This is a genomic window from Cyanobacterium sp. HL-69, assembly GCA_002813895.1.
Classification (GTDB): Bacteria; Cyanobacteriota; Cyanobacteriia; order Cyanobacteriales; family Cyanobacteriaceae; genus Cyanobacterium.
Window position 1 is genome coordinate 1,342,505 of sequence record CP024912.1, and the last position, 18,591, is coordinate 1,361,095.

At 36.3% G+C, this 18,591-nt stretch carries 16 protein-coding genes; 7 read left to right on the plus strand and 9 right to left on the minus strand.

Annotated elements, in window-relative coordinates; genetic code table 11:
• Window positions 1-21: 21 nt before the first annotated feature.
• Together rlmN and AA637_RS06160 are read right to left on the minus strand one after the other, a co-directional pair.
• Complete coding sequence (gene rlmN, locus AA637_RS06155; RefSeq protein ID WP_446684318.1) at window positions 22-1,050, minus strand: 23S rRNA (adenine(2503)-C(2))-methyltransferase RlmN; 1,029 nt, start codon at window positions 1,048-1,050, stop codon at window positions 22-24.
• Window positions 1,051-1,063: 13 nt separating this feature from the next.
• Window positions 1,064-1,597 carry an SH3 domain-containing protein gene (locus tag AA637_RS06160; protein ID WP_446684319.1) on the minus strand — a complete coding sequence of 178 codons (534 nt, stop codon included), beginning with the start codon at window positions 1,595-1,597 and terminating at the stop codon, window positions 1,064-1,066.
• A gap of 527 nt (window positions 1,598-2,124) precedes the next feature.
• Here AA637_RS06160 and AA637_RS06165 point away from each other — a divergent pair.
• The 5 genes from AA637_RS06165 to AA637_RS06185 all read left to right on the plus strand — a co-directional run bounded on the left by AA637_RS06165 (window position 2,125) and on the right by AA637_RS06185 (window position 6,025).
• A complete protein-coding gene (locus AA637_RS06165) occupies window positions 2,125-2,448 on the plus strand; it encodes a thioredoxin family protein (protein ID WP_069790605.1) in 324 nt (107 codons plus the stop codon).
• 122 nt (window positions 2,449-2,570) lie between these two features.
• Window positions 2,571-3,761, plus strand: coding sequence for an LL-diaminopimelate aminotransferase (locus AA637_RS06170; protein WP_446684320.1), 1,191 nt, complete (start codon window positions 2,571-2,573; stop codon window positions 3,759-3,761).
• Window positions 3,762-3,858: 97 nt separating this feature from the next.
• Window positions 3,859-3,987 (plus strand): photosystem II protein Y, encoded by a 129-nt coding sequence (locus AA637_RS06175; RefSeq protein ID WP_069790607.1) that lies wholly within the window; start codon window positions 3,859-3,861, stop codon window positions 3,985-3,987.
• 203 nt (window positions 3,988-4,190) lie between these two features.
• On the plus strand, window positions 4,191-5,567 hold the full coding sequence (gene mnmE / locus AA637_RS06180; RefSeq protein WP_446684321.1) for a tRNA uridine-5-carboxymethylaminomethyl(34) synthesis GTPase MnmE: 1,377 nt from the start codon (window positions 4,191-4,193) through the stop codon (window positions 5,565-5,567).
• A 212-nt stretch (window positions 5,568-5,779) separates the two neighbouring features.
• The gene (locus AA637_RS06185) at window positions 5,780-6,025 is read left to right on the plus strand and encodes a DUF7219 family protein (protein ID WP_446684322.1); all 246 of its coding nucleotides are present in this window, start codon (window positions 5,780-5,782) and stop codon (window positions 6,023-6,025) included.
• Here AA637_RS06185 and AA637_RS06190 read toward each other — a convergent pair.
• The 4 genes from AA637_RS06190 to AA637_RS06205 all read right to left on the minus strand — a co-directional run bounded on the left by AA637_RS06190 (window position 5,953) and on the right by AA637_RS06205 (window position 11,627).
• Window positions 5,953-6,336, minus strand: a complete 384-nt coding sequence (locus AA637_RS06190) for a hypothetical protein (RefSeq protein ID WP_446684323.1) — start codon at window positions 6,334-6,336, stop codon at window positions 5,953-5,955. The two genes, AA637_RS06185 and AA637_RS06190, sit on opposite strands and share 73 nt — an antisense overlap.
• Window positions 6,337-6,447: 111 nt before the next feature.
• On the minus strand, window positions 6,448-7,317 hold the full coding sequence (locus AA637_RS06195) for a phycobilisome rod-core linker polypeptide (protein ID WP_446684324.1): 870 nt from the start codon (window positions 7,315-7,317) through the stop codon (window positions 6,448-6,450).
• A gap of 484 nt (window positions 7,318-7,801) precedes the next feature.
• On the minus strand, window positions 7,802-10,297 hold the full coding sequence (locus tag AA637_RS06200; protein ID WP_446684325.1) for an EAL domain-containing protein: 2,496 nt from the start codon (window positions 10,295-10,297) through the stop codon (window positions 7,802-7,804).
• A 235-nt stretch (window positions 10,298-10,532) separates the two neighbouring features.
• Window positions 10,533-11,627: a class I SAM-dependent methyltransferase gene (locus tag AA637_RS06205; RefSeq protein WP_446684326.1), complete on the minus strand. Its 1,095-nt coding sequence runs from the start codon at window positions 11,625-11,627 to the stop codon at window positions 10,533-10,535.
• 275 nt (window positions 11,628-11,902) lie between these two features.
• On the opposite strand from AA637_RS06205, the gene AA637_RS06210 reads away from it, so the two are divergent.
• Window positions 11,903-12,706 carry a S1 family peptidase gene (locus tag AA637_RS06210; RefSeq protein ID WP_446684327.1) on the plus strand — a complete coding sequence of 268 codons (804 nt, stop codon included), beginning with the start codon at window positions 11,903-11,905 and terminating at the stop codon, window positions 12,704-12,706.
• Between the two features lie 90 nt (window positions 12,707-12,796).
• Here the strand turns inward: AA637_RS06210 and AA637_RS06215 are convergent, their stop codons facing one another.
• The 3 genes from AA637_RS06215 to accD form a co-directional block, all read right to left on the minus strand.
• On the minus strand, window positions 12,797-14,602 hold the full coding sequence (locus AA637_RS06215) for an SLC13 family permease (protein WP_446684328.1): 1,806 nt from the start codon (window positions 14,600-14,602) through the stop codon (window positions 12,797-12,799).
• A gap of 454 nt (window positions 14,603-15,056) precedes the next feature.
• Window positions 15,057-16,196: a glycoside hydrolase family 10 protein gene (locus AA637_RS06220; protein WP_446684329.1), complete on the minus strand. Its 1,140-nt coding sequence runs from the start codon at window positions 16,194-16,196 to the stop codon at window positions 15,057-15,059.
• 81 nt (window positions 16,197-16,277) lie between these two features.
• A complete protein-coding gene (gene accD, locus AA637_RS06225) occupies window positions 16,278-17,210 on the minus strand; it encodes an acetyl-CoA carboxylase, carboxyltransferase subunit beta (protein ID WP_446684330.1) in 933 nt (310 codons plus the stop codon).
• A gap of 236 nt (window positions 17,211-17,446) precedes the next feature.
• Here accD and AA637_RS06230 point away from each other — a divergent pair, with 236 nt between their 5' ends.
• A complete protein-coding gene (locus AA637_RS06230) occupies window positions 17,447-18,502 on the plus strand; it encodes a CobW family GTP-binding protein (RefSeq protein ID WP_446684331.1) in 1,056 nt (351 codons plus the stop codon).
• Window positions 18,503-18,591 lie beyond the last annotated feature (89 nt).

Sequence of the window (18,591 nt, forward strand, 5' to 3'; positions counted from 1 at the left end):
TTAATTGTCAATTGTCTATGGTTAATTGTCAATTTTTCTTGATTTATTACTGCGCAACTGCCCACAAGCGGCATCTGCTTCCAAACCACGGGAATAACGGACACTAACAGCGATTTTGTGTTGCTCTAGTATCTGGGTAAATTCCTTAATTCTTTCGGGGCTAGGGCGTTGATAATCGGCTTCGGAGATTGGGTTATAAGGAATCAGATTCACATGGGTTTGAAACCCCCTTATTTGCCTTGCTAATTCGTGGGCGTTTTCGGGTAAGTCGTTGACTCCTGAGAGCAAAATATATTCAAATGTTACCCTTCTTCCCGTGGTGTTTACATATTCCTTACAATCGGCTAACAGTTGACTGAGGGGATAATGGACAGCCCCGGGGATTAAACTTTCCCTTAGTTTTTGGTTAGAAGCATGGAGACTAACGGCGAAGGTAATTTGCAGTTTATGCTCGGCTAATTCCAAAATTTTGCGGGGTAAACCCACGGTGGAAACCGTCAAGTTACGAGCGCCGATACCCACATCTTGATTAATGGATTCAATGGCTTTGATGACTTCAGGAAGGTTTAATAATGGCTCACCCATGCCCATAAAAACCACATTAGATACCCTTTGCCCAAAGTCTTCTTGGACGGTTAAAATTTGGTCAATGATTTCATGGGCTTTAAGGTTGCGGGTAAATCCTTCTTTTCCTGTGGCACAAAAATCACAGCCCATCACACACCCTACCTGAGAGGATACACAGACGGTGAGACGTTTAGCGGTGGGAATACCTACGGCTTCGATGATTAAGCCATCTTTTAGTTTTAAAAGGTATTTTCTCGTACCGTCGGGAGCAGTATTGTAATAGTCAATGTGCGATCGCCCGATGTCGTGATTTTGATTTTCCTCGCGCCATTGTTTAGGAAAAACAGTAATATCTAAAAGTGACCTTGCCCCTTTTTGGTATAACCACTGATACAATTGTTTTCCACGATAGGATGGTTGTCCCTGTTGTTGTACCCAATCCGTAAGTTCGGGTAAAGATTTTCCTAATAAAACTTCTGTCATCGATTTTGACTATTTAATAACAATCCAAATAATTAGCATTTACCCACCCAGTACGATTATTTACCGCACTATTGGGGCCATTAACCACAGTCACTAAATACCAAGGACTATTACCCCTGATATATTGAACCGTATTACCATTGTTTAAACCTGCAAAGGATTCTCCTCCGGGGGAATGTCTTACCGCTAGTTGTCCTGTCCTAATATTAGTAACATAACATAGTCCAGCCCTAACCCCTGATCCTCTATGTACATTTTCAAAACGGATTTGACTATGGTGAATATACCCTGTTGTACCACAAGCGTCTGTGACATACCAACCGTTATTTTCTCCATAGATATTAATAACTCTGATGTTTCTGACTCTACAAATTATTCTACCATTGGGGGTTGCTCTTACGTTAGAAGGAGGAGCATTTACTACGGCTCTGTTATTTTGTGCGAGGGCGGGAGGGTTGAGTTGAATGGCATTGGGCAACAACAAACCTGCGAGGGCAGTGGTTGATATTAATGCTGTTTTAAGAGTTGCTGAGAGAATTTTATTCATGACCAAAATGTCTCCTGATACGATGGATGGAATATGATGTTTTTTCTACTTATCACCACGGCTAGAAACATATTTTTGGGTCATTTTATTTTGTTAAAAGGGTGTCAAAACTTTTACTAATCATCTTGTCTAAAATTTAGCTTTTCTCTCTTAATGGTGATTGAGATGGTCAATATTTAAATTTTTGCCCAAAAAAAACTTTTGTTGTGATAATAAATAAAAAGCACAAAATATGTAGTATTTTATTTATTGAATAAAAACTAACTATACTACCTTTATTAGTATAACATTTGTTCGTTGATAATACTTTGTTATTACAGTATTTTCATAAAAATTTAATTATTTTAACCATAATATTAGTATTCCCATTAATTAAACCTTTATTTAAGAAAATAACAAGATTAAATTGCTTTCATGTTGATTCTCAATCCATGGTAGCGATAAGATAGGAGATGTTCTGTTATCTTAGATAGTCTGCTATAGATAAGATTATCTTTTCAATTTATTGTTATTATTTTTAGAAATTTATGAGTAAAGTAATCGAAATTCAAGACTCTCAGTTTAATGATGAAGTGGTTAAGGCTGATGAGACGGTTTTGGCTTATTTTTGGGCATCTTGGTGTGGCCCTTGTCAGTTGGTTTCTCCTTCAGTCAGTTGGGTGGCTGAAAACTATAGCGATCGCCTCAAGGTGGTAAAATTAGAGGTGGATGCTAGTCCTGATAGTGTGGCAACCTGTAAAGTTGAGGGGGTTCCTGCCCTGAGAATTTTTAAAGAGGGTAATATTGTTAGCTCTTATGAAGGGGCTATTGGTAAGCAGAAGTTACAGGAATTTGTGGACTCTGCTGTCTAATTTTTGTTGATAATCTGTCGCTAACGTTTGGAAATATTTAGACAAGGGGTTTAAACCCCTTGTTAGGGTAAAGGTATATAGATAAAGTAACCTAATTTAAATCTTAAAATCATCACAAAATAATGGAATTAGCTAAGAGGATTAAACCATTAAAGAGCAATGTTTTTGCTGATATGGATAGGGCGAAAACAGAAGCCATAAAAAATGAAAAAAAATTAATTGATTTGTCTCTTGGTTCGGCGGATTTACCCACTCCTAAACATATTTTAAAGGCGATCGCCTCTTCCCTCAATAATGGTGCTAACCATGGTTATTTATTACACCGAGGAACCCTAGAATTTAGGCAGGTAATAGCTCAATGGTATGAGCAAAGATTTGGGGTAAAAGTTGATCCAGATATGGAAGTTTTGCCCCTCATTGGCTCCCAAGAAGGCACAGCCCATTTACCTCTAACCGTATTAAATGAAGGAGATTACGCCCTTGTACTAGATCCTGGTTATCCTTCCCACGCAGGGGGAGTGTATTTAGCAGGGGGACATATCTATCCTATGCCCCTCTTGGCAGAAAATGACTTTTTACCCCAATTTGAGGAAATTCCTGCGGATGTTTTGTCTCGCTCAAAAATGATGATTTTGAGTTATCCTCATAACCCCACAAGTGCGATCGCCCCTAAAAGTTTTTTTGAAAAAGCCGTTAATTTCTGTAAGCAAAATAATCTAGTGTTAGTCCATGATTTTCCTTATTTAGACATTTATTTTGAGGATAAAATTCCTCCTTCAATCTTAGAATGTGACCCAGAAAAACAAGTTTCTATTGAATTTTTTACCTTTTCCAAATCCTATAATATGGGAGGATTTAGAATTGGTTTTGCCATCGGTAACAGTGAACTAATTACCGCCCTAAGACAAGTAAAATCTGTGGTGGATTTTAACCAGTATAAAGGCATCTTAGAAGGCGCCATGGTAGCCCTCACATCATCCCAAGAATGTGTCCAAGAAACCGTTGATATTTACCGCCAGAGGAGAGATTTTCTTGTCAAAGCCCTCCATAAAATTGGTTGGGAAGTAAATAGCCCCAGTGCAACCCTTTATCTCTGGGCAAAATTACCCTCTCCTTACGAAAAAGACTCCATTAAGTTTTGCGTTGATTTAGTCAAACAAACAGGGGTAGCCCTTTCCCCTGGGGCGGGATTTGGGAAGCAAGGGGAAAGTTATGTAAGGTTTGCCCTCGTGCAATCTTTAGAGGTTTTACAAGAAGCGGTAGATAGAATCGGAGTTTTCCTTCACACCATGGACAAAAGCAAATTATTGTGAGATCATGGAGGAAGAATAATTTAAAAATTCGTCTTAATATTATGGGACGATAATATCGATTTAATACATTTATAACAAAAAACTGGAGAAAGTAAAAATGGACTGGAGAATTGTTGTTGTATTGTTACCTCTAGGAATTGCTGCAGGTTGGGCTGTTTTTAACATTGGTGCCGTGGCTATTAGTCAGTTACAAACCATACTTGCTAAACGCAATGAGCAAGGCTAAGTAGATAATTGAGCATGGATAATTGAGAATGGATAATGAAATTCAATTTTTTGTTTATTCTTAGTTGTCCATATAATTTTTAAAGTATCAATAAATTATTGAAATTAAAAAAGTTTAAAACTGACAAGGGTTATGAGAAAACTTTATGACCATTGATAAATATCACCATTCCCTGTTGCCTATTCCCTATTCCCCATTTGTTTGTGAAAAATATAATTCAACAAGATACCATAGTGGCGATCGCCTCGGCGGTAGTACCAAATCAAGGTAGTATTGGTATAGTAAGATTGAGCGGTGTTGATGCCCTAGACATTGCTCAAAAAATATTTAACCCCCAAGGGAAAACAAAATGGCAATCCCATCAAGTCATTTATGGTTACATAAAAAACCCCCTTACCGATAAATTAGTGGACGAAGCATTATTAATCTATATGCAGTCTCCTCGCTCGTTTACTCGGGAAGACGTGATAGAGTTTCATTGTCATGGGGGCATTATCCCCGTGCAACAGGTATTAGAATTATGTTTAGAATATGGGGCAAGGTTAGCCAATGCGGGGGAGTTTAGTTTACGGGCTTTTCTCAATGGTAGAATTGACTTAACCCAAGCCGAAAGTATTGCCGAAATGGTGGGGGCAAAATCTGCCCATGCTTCCCAAGTTGCCCTCGCAGGATTGCAAGGAAAACTAGCCCAACCCATTCGAGATATGCGTCACAATCTTCTCGATATTTTGGCGGAGGTGGAAGCAAGAATTGATTTTGAGGACGATTTACCCCCCCTCGATGAAGGGCAAATTATTAAGGATGTCGAGAAAAATTTAACGAAGATAAAACATATTTTAGCCACCAAAGACCAAGGGGAATTGTTACGTAGTGGTTTAAAGGTTGCCATTGTCGGGCGCCCCAATGTGGGTAAGTCTAGTTTGTTAAATGCTTGGAGTAAGAGCGATCGCGCCATAGTCACCGATCTACCTGGAACCACCAGGGATGTGGTAGAATCTCAGCTAGTGGTAAATGGTATCCCTATCCAAGTATTAGACACCGCAGGAATTAGGGAAACAGAAGACACAGTGGAAAAAATCGGCGTAATGCGCTCTCTCAAAGCCGTAAATCAAGCTGACTTGGTACTTTTTACCATCTCTGCCGAAACGGGCTGGGTAGCCGAAGATGAGGAAATTTATCAACAAATAAAACACCTCAACCTTATTCTGATAGTTAATAAAACAGACATTACCACGGAAAATTTACAATATCCTTCCGAAATAAAACAGATAGTTAAAACCGCCGCCACTATCAATCAAGGCATTAGTGACTTAGAAAACGCCATCATCAATTCTGTAGAAACAGGAAACACCCAAGCCCAAGATTTAGACATCGCCATCAACCAAAGACAAGCGGCAGCCCTCACCCGTGCCAAAATTGCCCTCTCTCAGGTAGAAGAAACCATCAATAATCAACTACCCCTCGATTTTTGGACTATTGATTTACGCATCGCCATCCAAGCCCTAGGGGAAATTACTGGGCAAGAGGTGACAGAGTCTGTTTTAGATCGAATTTTTAGCCGTTTTTGTATCGGAAAATAAGTAGGGTTTGATAATTAGGAATTAAGAATAATGAGGTTTATTCAGCCTACCCCAGCTACTTAAACCCATTACCTAGCAACTAACACCTATTAAGTTTTAATTCATATCATTTTCATCCTCAGTTATCTTAGGTTAAGATTAGGTTAAGGAATGGTTCAGGATAGATTAATCCAAAATTAACCTTAAAAGATAGTAAGAAGGTAAAGTCAATTATGAAAAATCTTTCCAAAACTTCTCAAACTGATTTTCTTTGTCCAAAAACTCCATACCATGGACAAGATTATTTGCAAGGGTTTATCTTTAACAATAACTTGCAGGAGTTTACCCACCGAGTAGGTTATATCTCGGCATTACATAGCAATGGTAAACTATCATCTCAACAAGCCTATCGGTATATTGAGCAACTTTGGGAAAAAGTAGAGCTTTCATCCCCAAAGCCCCGACGCTCATCAAAATAGGTGTAGTTGCAACCGTTTTCTTTCCAATAATCCCTTAAGTCATGGTGAGGGGTATGAAGACTTGCTTTGGCTTGATAAAGGATTACTTTGCGATGGTTGCCAATAAATATTCTTTTGCTAGAGTCAACGGTAATCAGTGTGCCTCCTAATACTCTGATGAAGGTTTCAAATCTTTCTATCATGGAGTATTCAACTGTTTCCAGAATAAAAAAACTTCCGCTACAAATCAGATGTTTACTTTTTATCCATGTTTGTAGTTTGCGGATTGCTGTGGATTGACTAATTTTTTTATCCTTATTCGAGACTCTCATTATGATAGGTTCAATTTTTTAAATGCTAGGTTACGAAGATTAACTAGGGAAAAATAGGATAATCAATAATTATTTATCATCAATTATCAATTATCCTTAAGTTACACAAGGTTAGTTTATAGGGGTAATAGATGCGATCGCAGCACCTTGTTTATGAATTCTTTGATACAATTCAGATAACTGACTATAAGAAACCATGTGAACTTTATTAGGACGAGAGAATTTAGGTATCCGATTAAAGGTTTTAGCACGGTAGCCAGTCACTTCTACACGGAAAATTCTGCCGTCTTCATCGGCACCCACTCCTTGACGGGTAGCTGAATCAAGGGGAGTGTCTTGGTATGCCCAACCAGCGCCTGCAGCACCCCCAGAAGGAGGAATCACAGATATGGGGGTTTGGGTTAAAACACTTTTATGAATAATGGCAGAGTTTAGATTAGTACCATAATCACTACTAGCTACCCCACGATTCATGGCAAAACTGTGGGTAAATTCTACCATGGTGCGATTATTGTCGGTTTTGTAGCCACGGAAGTAAGGCACGATGTCATCCCCAAATGCCTCGGAATATTCTGGACTATCGATATAAGCGTCAATATCTGCCTCATATCCATAGTTATCGAGAATATCGCTATGGAATCTCATTTCATCTTGGTTTTCAGGGGTGCGCCCTAAAAGATGTTTGAAGTTTAACTCCGTAAAACGATAGCGGGGGCAGGTTTCAAAGAAACGACGACGATAAGCGTCAGAATTGGCGATCGCCCGTACTAAGTCTCTGACAGTCAATTGGCGATTGCGAAAACGAGACTCGGCATTCACCACTCGCTCACTTTTCATCACATAAGAATTACCTAAAACCTGACGATAAACGGCATTAATAATTTGTTTAGTGCGCTCATCAGAATCATTAGGCTTTCTTTCTATAATGTTGTCTTCTTCGTAAAAACTTAAGCCTAAGTTAGCACTTCTTTCTAAAGACATTTATCTTTCTCCTGTGTGTGTGGATTAATATGTTTTTAAGTTTTGTTACAAAACTTTACATCTTAGCCACAAGTATCTGTTTAATTAGTTGTTTACTAATCAAAAAAAGACCTTGTAAATGGGTAGATAATAAAAGGTTGTAAGCCTCTATATATAAAGGTAATGGTTGATTTTACCATTCTATATTTTGGCGAATAAAGGTGTTTTTGCTATATGTTCAGTTTTACAAACTGACAAGTCATTTATACAATGAATTGATTCTTTTTATTATCAAGAATTGTAAATAACTTTACAAAAAAAAATCGATTTTTGGTGGTTATCCTCGATACTTTTGGCAAAACTTAACATTCCCTTAGTATTTCTTTACAAAAACCTAGGAATAGGGAGCGATGATGATAATAATTGAGAGTCAAAGTTGTTTACAAATAACTAGGGTGCGCTGAATAAGCAAAGATAGCAAAACCTCATTATTCTCAATTCCCAATTACTCTAACCCCTTGGCTAAAAAAGAAGTAGCATCCTTTGCATTCATGGGTTTACCAAAGTAGTAACCCTGCATCGTGGTGCAATTCAAATCAACTAAAAGTTTTAGTTGCCCGGGAGTTTCGATGCCTTCGGCAACCACTTGCAAATTCATTCCCTTACCGAGGGTGACAACCGCAGAAATGATGGCCAAATCTTCTTGTTTATTTTTTAATTCTCGGACAAAACTTTGGTCAATTTTTATTTTAGAAAAAGGAAATTTTTTTAAATATCCTAGAGAAGAATAACCCGTGCCAAAATCATCCATAGCCACGATGATTCCTAATTCATTTAGTTGAGTTAGTATAGTTTTCGCTAAATCAGGATTTTGGATAATACTACTTTCTGTGATTTCTACCTCTAAAAATCTAGCAGATAAATTATTTTTTTTGAGGATTGTGGCAATGGTATAAACTAGATCTTGTTGCTGAAATTGTCGAGCTGAAATATTAACAGCAATTTTAAGGTCAGAGTATCCTAAATCATGCCATTTTCGATTTTGCTGACAGGCTTTTTCCATTACCCATTCTCCAATAGGACAAATTAACCCTGTTTGTTCGGCAATAGGTATAAAATTATTAGGGGCAACCCTACCAAGGAGAGGATGATTCCAGCGAATTAGCGCTTCCATGCCTACAATTTTTTTCTTGACAATGTCTATCTGGGGTTGATAATACAATTCAAATTCTTGATTATGGAGAGCATCATATAAGTAACTTTCTATTTGTAACAACTCGGTGTGTTGTTGATTCATGAAAGGTTGGTAGTATTGATAGCCATTCCCTCCTAATTCTTTGGTGCGATAGAGGGCTATATCGGCATTTTTTAATAGGGTATCAGGGTTGTCTCCATCTTGGGGATAAACAGAAATACCAATGCTGAGACTGGCATAAAGTTGAAACTCTAAAATCTGGAAGGGTGTTTTCAGGCTGTCTAAGACTCTTTGGGCTACCCTTGCTACTTCTGCATTAGTTTCTATGTTGGTGATGAGGATTGTAAATTCATCTCCTCCCCATCGGGCAATGGTATCTACGTTTCTCAGACATTTTTGTAATCTTTCGGCTACGTTTTGTAAAAATTGATCTCCAATTTGATGTCCTAGGGTATCATTTATATTCTTGAAACGGTCTAAATCGATAAATAATATGGCTATTTTTTGTTCATAAGTACGGGCATTGGCGATCGCCCTGTACAATTGGTCATTAAAGAAATTACGATTGCCCAATCTCGTCAATAAATCATGGGATGCCTGATAACGCAACATCTCTTCAGATATTTTTCTTTCAGTAATATCCCTCACTGCATAACAGATAATCTCTTTGGCACTATAAAAAATCATACTAATGTTGACTTCCACAGGAATCAAATTACCGTCTTGACAACGGTGGAGAGACTCCTGCACCAAATCCAATCGATTATGGTAAATTTTATCGATAATACTATCGGTAATATCCTTGTCAACGGCAATCAAATCATAAATCTTAAGGTTTAAAATTTCTTCACTGAGATAACCCGTTAAACTACAATAGGCACTATTTGCTTCTAAAATCTCCTTTGTGATAGGATCAACTAAAATAATCCCTTCTGATATTTGTCTTACCACTGCCCGATATTTTTCTTCACTTTCCTGTAGGGCTTTTTCTACCTGATTATGATTGGTAAAATCAAATATGTGACTAACAATATTGTCATTATCACTTACATAAGCTGATTGAGTATATCCATGATTATCATAGTTTACTTCACGAATTAAAATATCTTCTTGAGTTTTGGTGACTTCTTCTAAAAGATTAGTTAAAAAAGGATTATCTTCTGGATTGAGTAAAAGACTGGGAAAAAACTCTTGAAAAAAGCCGTTTGTTTTAGTAATCATTCCCTCCAAATCTATTTCAATGATGGAATGGGATAATCTTTCTTTTTCGTTATGAATTAACTTCAATACTTCCTTGATTAAATATAGTCTTTCTTTTTTAAAATTAGTGGGGGTAGATTCATAATCATTGTCTGTTATTAGGGTATCTTGAGAAGTGATTTCATCGTCATCATCATCATCCTGAGAAGTAGTTACTAAAGGTTGTCTTTCATCCTCATCTTGATTATCATCTAAGTTTATTAATTTATAGGATAGTAGTACTTTTTGCCCCCCAATAGATACTGTATCTCCCGATTGCAATTCATGGGATAAACATTTTTTTCCGTTTATGTATAAACCATTGGCACTTCTGTTTCCCTTCAAGTCTCCGTCAATAATCCAGAATACTTTTTTATCTTTACTTTCCTTGTATTTTACGGGTAATATGGTGCAGTGATACCGAGAAATAGTAGAGTCATGAATTACGATAGCATTGCTAGAATGACGACCAATAGAGTAAACTTCATTTTTTAGAATGATTGATTTTTGTTGATTGTTATATTCTATGGTTACTAGATGTTGAGAGTCTTTACTTAGGGCAATCATAATAAATCTATCGGGGAAGGTTTAGTGGTTGTTTCAACATAAACGATTCGTTAACATGACAAAAAATAATTAAAAATATATTAAATTAATCTTGATGAGATTAACTGACATTAAATACAGTTTAATTGATATTTTGTTTAATAATTTTAGGGTTATTTTTGATTTAATAATAAAAGGAATATAATTTTATTTTATTTAACTTTTACAAGACAAAATACGATAACTCAAAGATTATTTACAATGCCATAGAAAATTGGGAATCCGTAAAACCTTTGAGGGGGGTTTGTTTTTCTCTGTCACTGAGATTTTTTCCTTGTAATAATATCCCAAAACCTCCTAAACCTTGAGGATTTATTAATTCGTGGAGTTGATTACGCCGTTGCCACAATTCTGATAGTAATATTTTATCATTGGATAACCCATAAAGGCGATCGCCCAGTCCTAAGCCCATTAAAAATAATGCCTGTTGGGTAAAGCCTATCTTATCTAAACTAAAAATTTCCCCTACTTTTTTTAGGGCCGTAAAGTTAACATGGCTAGTAATATCTTGACATCCAACATTGACATAAGGATTATTATGATGACGATGTTGATAATAACACTTCAAAGTACCCTCATATCTTTGGGGATGATAATACTTTTGGGCATCATAACCATAATCCACCGTTAAAATATAGCCTCGTTGGAGTTTATGGTTAATTTTTTCTAAAATTTCCAAAGATAACAGATTAACTTCTGTTTGATAATTATGGGGGTAATTATCCCCTCTCAAATCAACCTGAGTCATCGTTAAATATTCTTCAATCTTATCACTAGAAAAATTATCATATATTTCCTCTAGTTTCCCGTCATTAACAGTTACAAAAATTTCCTTCAATTCATCCCCATGTTTAATGATACGGTGAATAGGCAAAGCGTCCATCAATTCATTACTAATAAAACAACCAACAATAGATTCTGATTCAATTTCTTGCCAGTTTTTCCACAATACAGGATATTTTTCTGGGCTAATAATTTGTTGTTGTTTTTCTTTTAAGCTATCTGATTTTTCAATAATAAGATATTGAATATTTTCATAAAAAATATTATTTTCTTTTTGTAGATAATCCAAAATAATTTTGGCTAATATCCCTTCTCCTGCACCCATTTCTACCAGTGTAAATGGTTTTGGTTGTCCTAAAACTTGCCAAAACTCCTCTAGTTGTCTAGCTAATAATTCTCCAAAATCCGCAGAAATAGAAGGGGAAGTAAAAAAGTCTCCGTCGGTGCCAATGGCGATCGCCTTTGAGCTATAATAACCATATTGCTTGTCATACAGACACATATCCATATATTCAGCAAAAGTTATTTGTTTGTGTGGGGAAGTATTAATCTGAGCGATAATTTTGTCAAGCAACAAAGAATTATGGGAATTTTGCAACATAAAACATGGAAACACTGAAGAGTCAACGAAGAATAAGAAAACGTTACTTAACTTACACTCATTGTAAAGGTAATTTTACCAAAAAAACCATCATAATTTATTAAATTAATAAGGACTTTATATTTCACCCTAATCTTCAATCGTCCATGGTACATTATCCATGGTTAAACATTTTACTTCCTATGACACGGAAAATTAAAAACAAGAAAAAAACTTTAAAAACTTATTTCTTTCTTTTCTCTATAACAACCATTTCCCTAATAGGATATTTTTATGTAGAGTCAAAACTGATTGCACAAAATACCGCAGAAGAATTACAACAGGCAAAGATAAAAAAAATAGCTGAATCTGTAACCGTTACCATCTCTCCAGTTAATACTAATATGAATATTGGAGGCTCAGGAGTATTAATAAATCAAGAAAATGATAGCTATTATGTAATTACCAATAACCATGTCGTCGAAGATATAACCATCCCCTACCAAATCAAGACTAATCAGGGCAACACTTATTCCGCACAAATCATCGCCCAAAACAATGAAGATTCTATGGTGGATGATTTAGCCCTGCTCAAATTTTCCTCCGCCATCAAGTATCAACCAGTCACCCTGAGTGAAGATGAAGATATTACTAACAATCAATTAATCATTGCCAGTGGATTTCCCTTTAATGAAAAAGGAATTCAATCACCGCAAATAAAACATACCATCGGCACCATAAAAATTATCCTCAATCAACCCCTAAAAGGAGGTTATCAATTTGGTTATACCAATGAGATAAATAATGGCATGAGTGGGGGGGCAATTTTAAATAGTAACGGTGAATTGATAGGCATCAATGGTTTGGGAAAATATCCCGCCATTGGCAATCCCTATATTTATCAAAACGGTGTAGAAATTACTAATATTGCATGGGAAACTATGAGCGAAATGAGTTGGGGTATTCCTATTAAATCTATCAAACTATTCTTCTCTCAAACAAATTAATTTTAATAAGTAAGTCGGCATAATTAACAAGGGGCCTCGCGCCCCTTGCCCCTACCTTGTATATTTCAGAGGCTGCAACTTATTATTTCTCTAGCTAATGCCATATAACTTGATAATGAGGAGAGGAATTAAAAAAGTAAAACAAATCGTTAATGGTAAACCCACTCGAGTATAATCGAGAAACTTGTAACCTCCAGGGGCATAAACCATAGTATTAGTTTGATAACCAATGGGGGCAAGATAACTATTAGAAGCCGCAAAAGTTACCGCATACATAAAAGCAAGGGGATTTAAACCCACAATTTCTGCAACCTTAACCGCAATGGGAATCATCAACACCACCGAAGCATTATTCGACAATACTTCCGTTAATAGACAAGTTGCCAGATAAAACAACACTAAAATCCAATAACCAGGTAAACTACCCCCAATATTTAATAAATTATCTGCTAACCATTCATTGGTGCCAGAATTATCCATGGCAATACCCAGAGGAATTAAACCTGCCAAAAGAAAAATAATATCCCAACGCACTGCCCCATAAATTTCCCCCGGCTTCAGACAACCAGTGATAACCATTAATACTACCCCCGTTAAACTGGTAACCAAAATAGGTGCTAAGTTTAACCCGGCGATCGCAATTACCCCTACAATAATAGTAAGGGCAATACTAGCCTTATCAGTGCGTAAACCTTCCCTATCTTTTTCCTCCAAAACCAATAACTCTCTAGTGGTTTGTAAACCGATAAAACTTTCCTTGGGCGCTTGCACTAATAATAAATCACCAAATTTGAGAGGAGTTTTCCCCAATCTTTCCCTAATTAATTCTTGCCCTCTTCTGATAGCCAAAACAGTGCCATTATAACGTTGTCTAAATCTTAAATCCTTTAAAGTCGTACCAATCAAACGAGAATTTGAAAGTATTAAAACTTCAGCAATTTTTTCCTCTTGAATAGAGTCATCATCCTCTAATTTATTAGAGCTAAATTTAAAGTCAGCTAATATTTCTACCCCCCTTTCATCCTTAATATTAAGTAAATTAGTACGACTACTTCTTACCAGTAAAATATCGCCCACCGACAAAACTTTATCCGCCAAAGGAGGGGCAAAATGAGTGTCATTACGGATAATTTCTAACACATCTAAATCAAACTTTCTTTGAATTTGACTACCCCGTAAAGTCTGCCCAATTAAACTAGAATTAGGAGGAATAATCATCTCACTTACATATTCTTTGATTTCATAATCATCACTCAAAGATTCTCCTCCAGGGGGTTTTCGAGCGGGTAAAATTCTAGGGGCAAAAATACTCAAATAAGTTAAACCGATAAAAAACACGGGTAAACCTAATTTTGTAAACTGAAAAATAGTAAATTCAGGATACCCCAATTGTACGGCTACCCCACTGGCTAAAATATTAGTAGAAGTACCAATTAAAGTAATTAATCCTCCTAAAATAGTAGCAAAAGAAAGGGGGATTAATAGTTTTGAAATAGATACTTTTGTTTGTTTACTCCACTGTTCAATTATCGGTAAAAATATCGCAACTACTGCAGTATTATTAATAAAAGCACTGATGGAGCCTACTATGCCACCCATGACAAAAATCTGTCGAGAAGGATGATTTCCTCCCCATTTTATTAACCAATCTCTTACAATATTTAAAATTCCTGTCCTAGTAATTCCTGCACTTAAAATAAACATTGCCATCACCGTAATGGTAGCAGAATTGCCAAATCCTGATATTCCTTCATCGGGAGATACTAAGCCGAATAACATTAAAATAATGGCAACGGAAAGGGCTGTCAAGTCCACGGGCAACCACTCGCAAATAAATGCTGTAAGAGTTAAAATCAAAATACTAATGGTTAGGAATATCGGTGATATTTCGGGCATTTTATTATTTATTTTTTGTAGGTAATTAGCTATTAAGAATTGAGTTAAAGCGTTTAATAGTGTCTATGAAAGTTTTTTAAGTATTTCATATTAGTAATAATTTAAATTAGTTATCATATATTATTTATATAAAAAACAACTATATTTTAAACAAATCATATATATATAGCAATTATCATGGTTACGGGGTACAAAATGATCCCCCCAAATCCCCCGCAAATTCGGGGGACTTGAGAATAATAAATGTATCTCATAATTATAAAAAACGCTATAGGTAATGACTGTTAATGTTACATTATTAAAATATTTTACTCAAAAAAATGAGAAAAACTTTCTTATCCTTGTTAAATAGACATAGATATAACTCTATTTTTGGGTTTTGTTCCACCCTTTGCAAAATGCAATGATATTATAACCAATTAGTTAAAATATTCGCAAAAAAAACAAATTTATGTTATGAGAAAATGTCTTTAAAAAACTTAATTCTTTCCTCTTTTGATTCTGGTCCAAAATTCCATAAACTTTCATAAAAAAAGAAGGAAACCCCCCAATAATTTTCTGCACGGGTACTATTAATTTGTTGTTTTATCATGTCTAATGGCACTTGTCGCCCTTTTAAACCGCTCAAAAGTGCGATCGCACTGGGGATATTATTTTTAGCATTTTGGATGTCTTTTTGGAGAATTTCTCTGTTAAAAGCAATCATATTATCCCGATATACCTGCAATAACAACTCATCAATCAAGCCCATTTTTTCCCATGTTGCCCAATCTAGTAAATATTGTTCGAGGGAAAATTCTTGGGGATTAGGAGAAATAGAGATAACTACATCAGGTTTAATCGCTTTAATTTGACTATGAAGAGTTTGCAGATACTCCGTTATCTTATCCGCACGCCACTGTATCCATTCAGCATTAAGGGCATTGGGAGGGGGCAACTTGCCATTATGCTCTTGACGGTATAATCTGACTGTATAAGGATCATAACCCAATTCCGAAGGATAGCCAAAATGATCATCGAATTGGATACCATCAATGTCATAGTTGCGGACAATTTCCAACACTAAATCACTGATAAACCCTTGTACTTCAGGATGGAGAGGATTTAACCACACCCTCTCATGCACTCCCCCTTCTAACCATATCTCCGTTTTGTCAATGCGTCGGGTAATCCAATGGGGATGTTTTTGGGCAAGAAGAGAGTCAGCAGGTGCCATAAAACCAAATTCAAACCAAGGAATTACCCGTAGTTTCTTTTCATGTCCTTCGGTTATAATTTCCTGTAATACATCCCTATGCTGTAAGCCCTCCGTAGGATCTAATTTTACCCCTGTGGCTTGTTGGTTAACCTCGCTAGGATAAAGGGTGTAGCCCCAATTCCAGACGGTGGGATAAACAGTGTTAAAGTTGGCATCCGCCAAAAGTGCGATCGCCCCTTGGGTATTTTCTGCACTAAATAAAACATCACTATCGATATTAGTTAACCATACCCCCCGAATTTTATCCTCGGATATAGACTGAGAATAAACCCCCAAAGGCATTATCACAGATAACCACAACGCACATAAAAACAAGAAAACTGACTTTAGCTTCATAAAAAATACATACTCATTAAGTCAGGGAAACAATCAATAATTAACTTATTTTTACCATTCCCCATTATCCATTGCCAATTTTTAGATAGCATTCACATTGGCTAAAGTTTCAGAGACAACAGAATTTTCATAATGTGCCGAAGCATTAACAGGATAAAAAGGTTGATGGAGACTAATTAAATTAGCAAGGGTTTTTTTCAACTGAGTGCGAGGCACAATGGCATCCACAAAACCATGCTTTAATAAATATTCAGAAGTTTGGAAATCATCAGGTAACTTCTCTCGTAAAGTTTGTTCAATTACCCTTCTTCCAGCAAAACCAATAGTAGCGCCAGGCTCTGCCAAAATCAAATCCCCTAACATGGCAAAACTTGCGGTAACTCCCCCCGTAGTAGGATGACTGAGAATGGGGATATATAATAATTTCTTTTGTTTATGACGCTCTAGCGCCCCAGAGATTTTCGCCATTTGCATCAAACTTAACATACCCTCTTGCATCCTCGCACCCCCAGAAGCACAAACGATGATTACAGGTAAACCGTTGGCGGTGGCATACTCAATCAAGCGGGTTAATCTTTCCCCTACCACAGAACCCATACTGCCCCCCATGAAGCGAAAATCCATCACCCCTAGGGTAAAAGGTAAACCGTCAATTAAGCCCTTTCCTGTCTGCACAGCATCGCTTAGATTGACCTTTTGTTGTAGTTCCTTGATGCGATCAGCGTATGCTTTGCGATCGACAAAATTTAAAGGGTCAGTAGGTTGTAAGTGATGATTCAAAGGTTCCCAAGTATTAGGATCAACTAATTGCTCGATCCTTTCATTACTATTAACCATCATATGATGACCACATTCAGAGCATACCATATTATTGCCCTGTAGATCCTTCGTATAACTTAAAACACCACAACTAGGGCATTTTGTCCATAAACCATCCGCAATCTCTCTTTCCTGCTGGGGTTTTATCTCAGGTTCGGATTTTCTCAAATTATCAAACCAATCGAATAATGACATTTAACAACAAATAATAACGATAATAATAATATATCCTACCGCACCATAATGTAATGTAAGGATAAACTCACCTCATACAAAAGGAAATTTATCGTAACAATTGTCCTCGCACCTAAACGATTGGTAATGGTTTCTTTCTCAATCAATTAGGATTCCCATATCTCCCAAGGAATAACGATAGGATATGATCAAAACTAGGTCAAAAAAATAAAACTTAGTTCCCATTTAGTTTATATATGAGCGTAGTAGAACAAAACAACCAACCTTCCTCCCCATTAGATGCCCCCAAAAGAGGATTACCTGTAACAATTATCACAGGATTTTTAGGTAGTGGAAAAACAACCTTATTAAATTATATTTTAGAAAATCAACAAGGAGTAAAGACAGCCGTTTTAGTCAATGAATTTGGCGAAATTGGCATTGATAATGACTTGATTGTTTCTAGCGATGAAACCATGATCGAGTTAAGTAATGGTTGTATTTGTTGCAATATTAATAATGATTTAGTGGATACAGTTTATAAAGTTTTAGAAAAGGACGAAAAAATTGATTATTTAGTAGTAGAAACCACAGGAATTGCGGATCCTTTACCCGTTGCCATGACTTTTTTAGGCACAGAATTAAGGGAAATGACAAGGTTAGATTCTATAATTACTTTAATTGATTGTGCTAACTTTAGCCTTGATTTATTTAACAGTGAAGCTGCCTATAGTCAGATTGCCTACGGTGACATTATCATCCTCAACAAAACCGATTTAGTTTCCCCTGATGCGGTAGATAACCTCGAAAATCGACTCAAGGAAATGAAAACTGATGCTAGGATGATGCGCACCACTAACTCAAAAGTGCCTTTACCTTTAATATTGAGTGTTGGTTTGTTCGAGTCTGACAAATATTTTGACACGGAGGAAGAAAAAGGGCATAATCATGATCATCATGACCATGATCACGAGCATCACGATCATAATCACCATGATCATCATTCCCATCACTTAGATAATGATGGCTTTACCTCTGTTTCTTTTGTAAGTGAGAAACCCTTTTATATTCGCAAACTGCAATATTTCCTTGATAATCAATTATCTGCCAATGTTTTCCGTGCTAAGGGTATATTATGGTTTCATGAAAGTGCAGATCGTCATATTTTCCATCTTAGCGGTAAAAGATTTACCATTGAGGATGATACTTGGAAGGAAGGACAAAAAAAAGGTAATAAGCTCGTTTTTATCGGTCAAGATTTAGATCATGATTTGATTAAACAACAGTTAGAAAACTGTCTGATTAGTGATTAAATCAATGAATTTATAATCGTAATTTATCCTAATCTCTAAAACTTAAAAAGTATATGGTGTATGCAAGGGGTTTAAACCCCTTGTTAAGA

Excerpts from the sequence above, each read along its gene's own strand:
- rlmN (WP_446684318.1), bottom strand. The coding sequence starts at position 1,050 with ATGACAGAAGTTTTATTAGGAAAATCTTTACCCGAACTTACGGATTGG.
- AA637_RS06160 (WP_446684319.1), bottom strand. The coding sequence starts at position 1,597 with ATGAATAAAATTCTCTCAGCAACTCTTAAAACAGCATTAATATCAACC.
- AA637_RS06165 (WP_069790605.1), top strand. The coding sequence starts at position 2,125 with ATGAGTAAAGTAATCGAAATTCAAGACTCTCAGTTTAATGATGAAGTG.
- AA637_RS06170 (WP_446684320.1), top strand. The coding sequence starts at position 2,571 with ATGGAATTAGCTAAGAGGATTAAACCATTAAAGAGCAATGTTTTTGCT.
- AA637_RS06175 (WP_069790607.1), top strand. The coding sequence starts at position 3,859 with ATGGACTGGAGAATTGTTGTTGTATTGTTACCTCTAGGAATTGCTGCA.
- AA637_RS06185 (WP_446684322.1), top strand. The coding sequence starts at position 5,780 with ATGAAAAATCTTTCCAAAACTTCTCAAACTGATTTTCTTTGTCCAAAA.
- AA637_RS06190 (WP_446684323.1), bottom strand. The coding sequence starts at position 6,336 with ATGAGAGTCTCGAATAAGGATAAAAAAATTAGTCAATCCACAGCAATC.
- AA637_RS06195 (WP_446684324.1), bottom strand. The coding sequence starts at position 7,317 with ATGTCTTTAGAAAGAAGTGCTAACTTAGGCTTAAGTTTTTACGAAGAA.
- AA637_RS06200 (WP_446684325.1), bottom strand. The coding sequence starts at position 10,297 with ATGATTGCCCTAAGTAAAGACTCTCAACATCTAGTAACCATAGAATAT.
- AA637_RS06205 (WP_446684326.1), bottom strand. The coding sequence starts at position 11,627 with ATGGATATGTGTCTGTATGACAAGCAATATGGTTATTATAGCTCAAAG.
- AA637_RS06210 (WP_446684327.1), top strand. The coding sequence starts at position 11,903 with ATGACACGGAAAATTAAAAACAAGAAAAAAACTTTAAAAACTTATTTC.
- AA637_RS06215 (WP_446684328.1), bottom strand. The coding sequence starts at position 14,602 with ATGCCCGAAATATCACCGATATTCCTAACCATTAGTATTTTGATTTTA.
- AA637_RS06220 (WP_446684329.1), bottom strand. The coding sequence starts at position 16,196 with ATGAAGCTAAAGTCAGTTTTCTTGTTTTTATGTGCGTTGTGGTTATCT.
- accD (WP_446684330.1), bottom strand. The coding sequence starts at position 17,210 with ATGTCATTATTCGATTGGTTTGATAATTTGAGAAAATCCGAACCTGAG.
- AA637_RS06230 (WP_446684331.1), top strand. The coding sequence starts at position 17,447 with ATGAGCGTAGTAGAACAAAACAACCAACCTTCCTCCCCATTAGATGCC.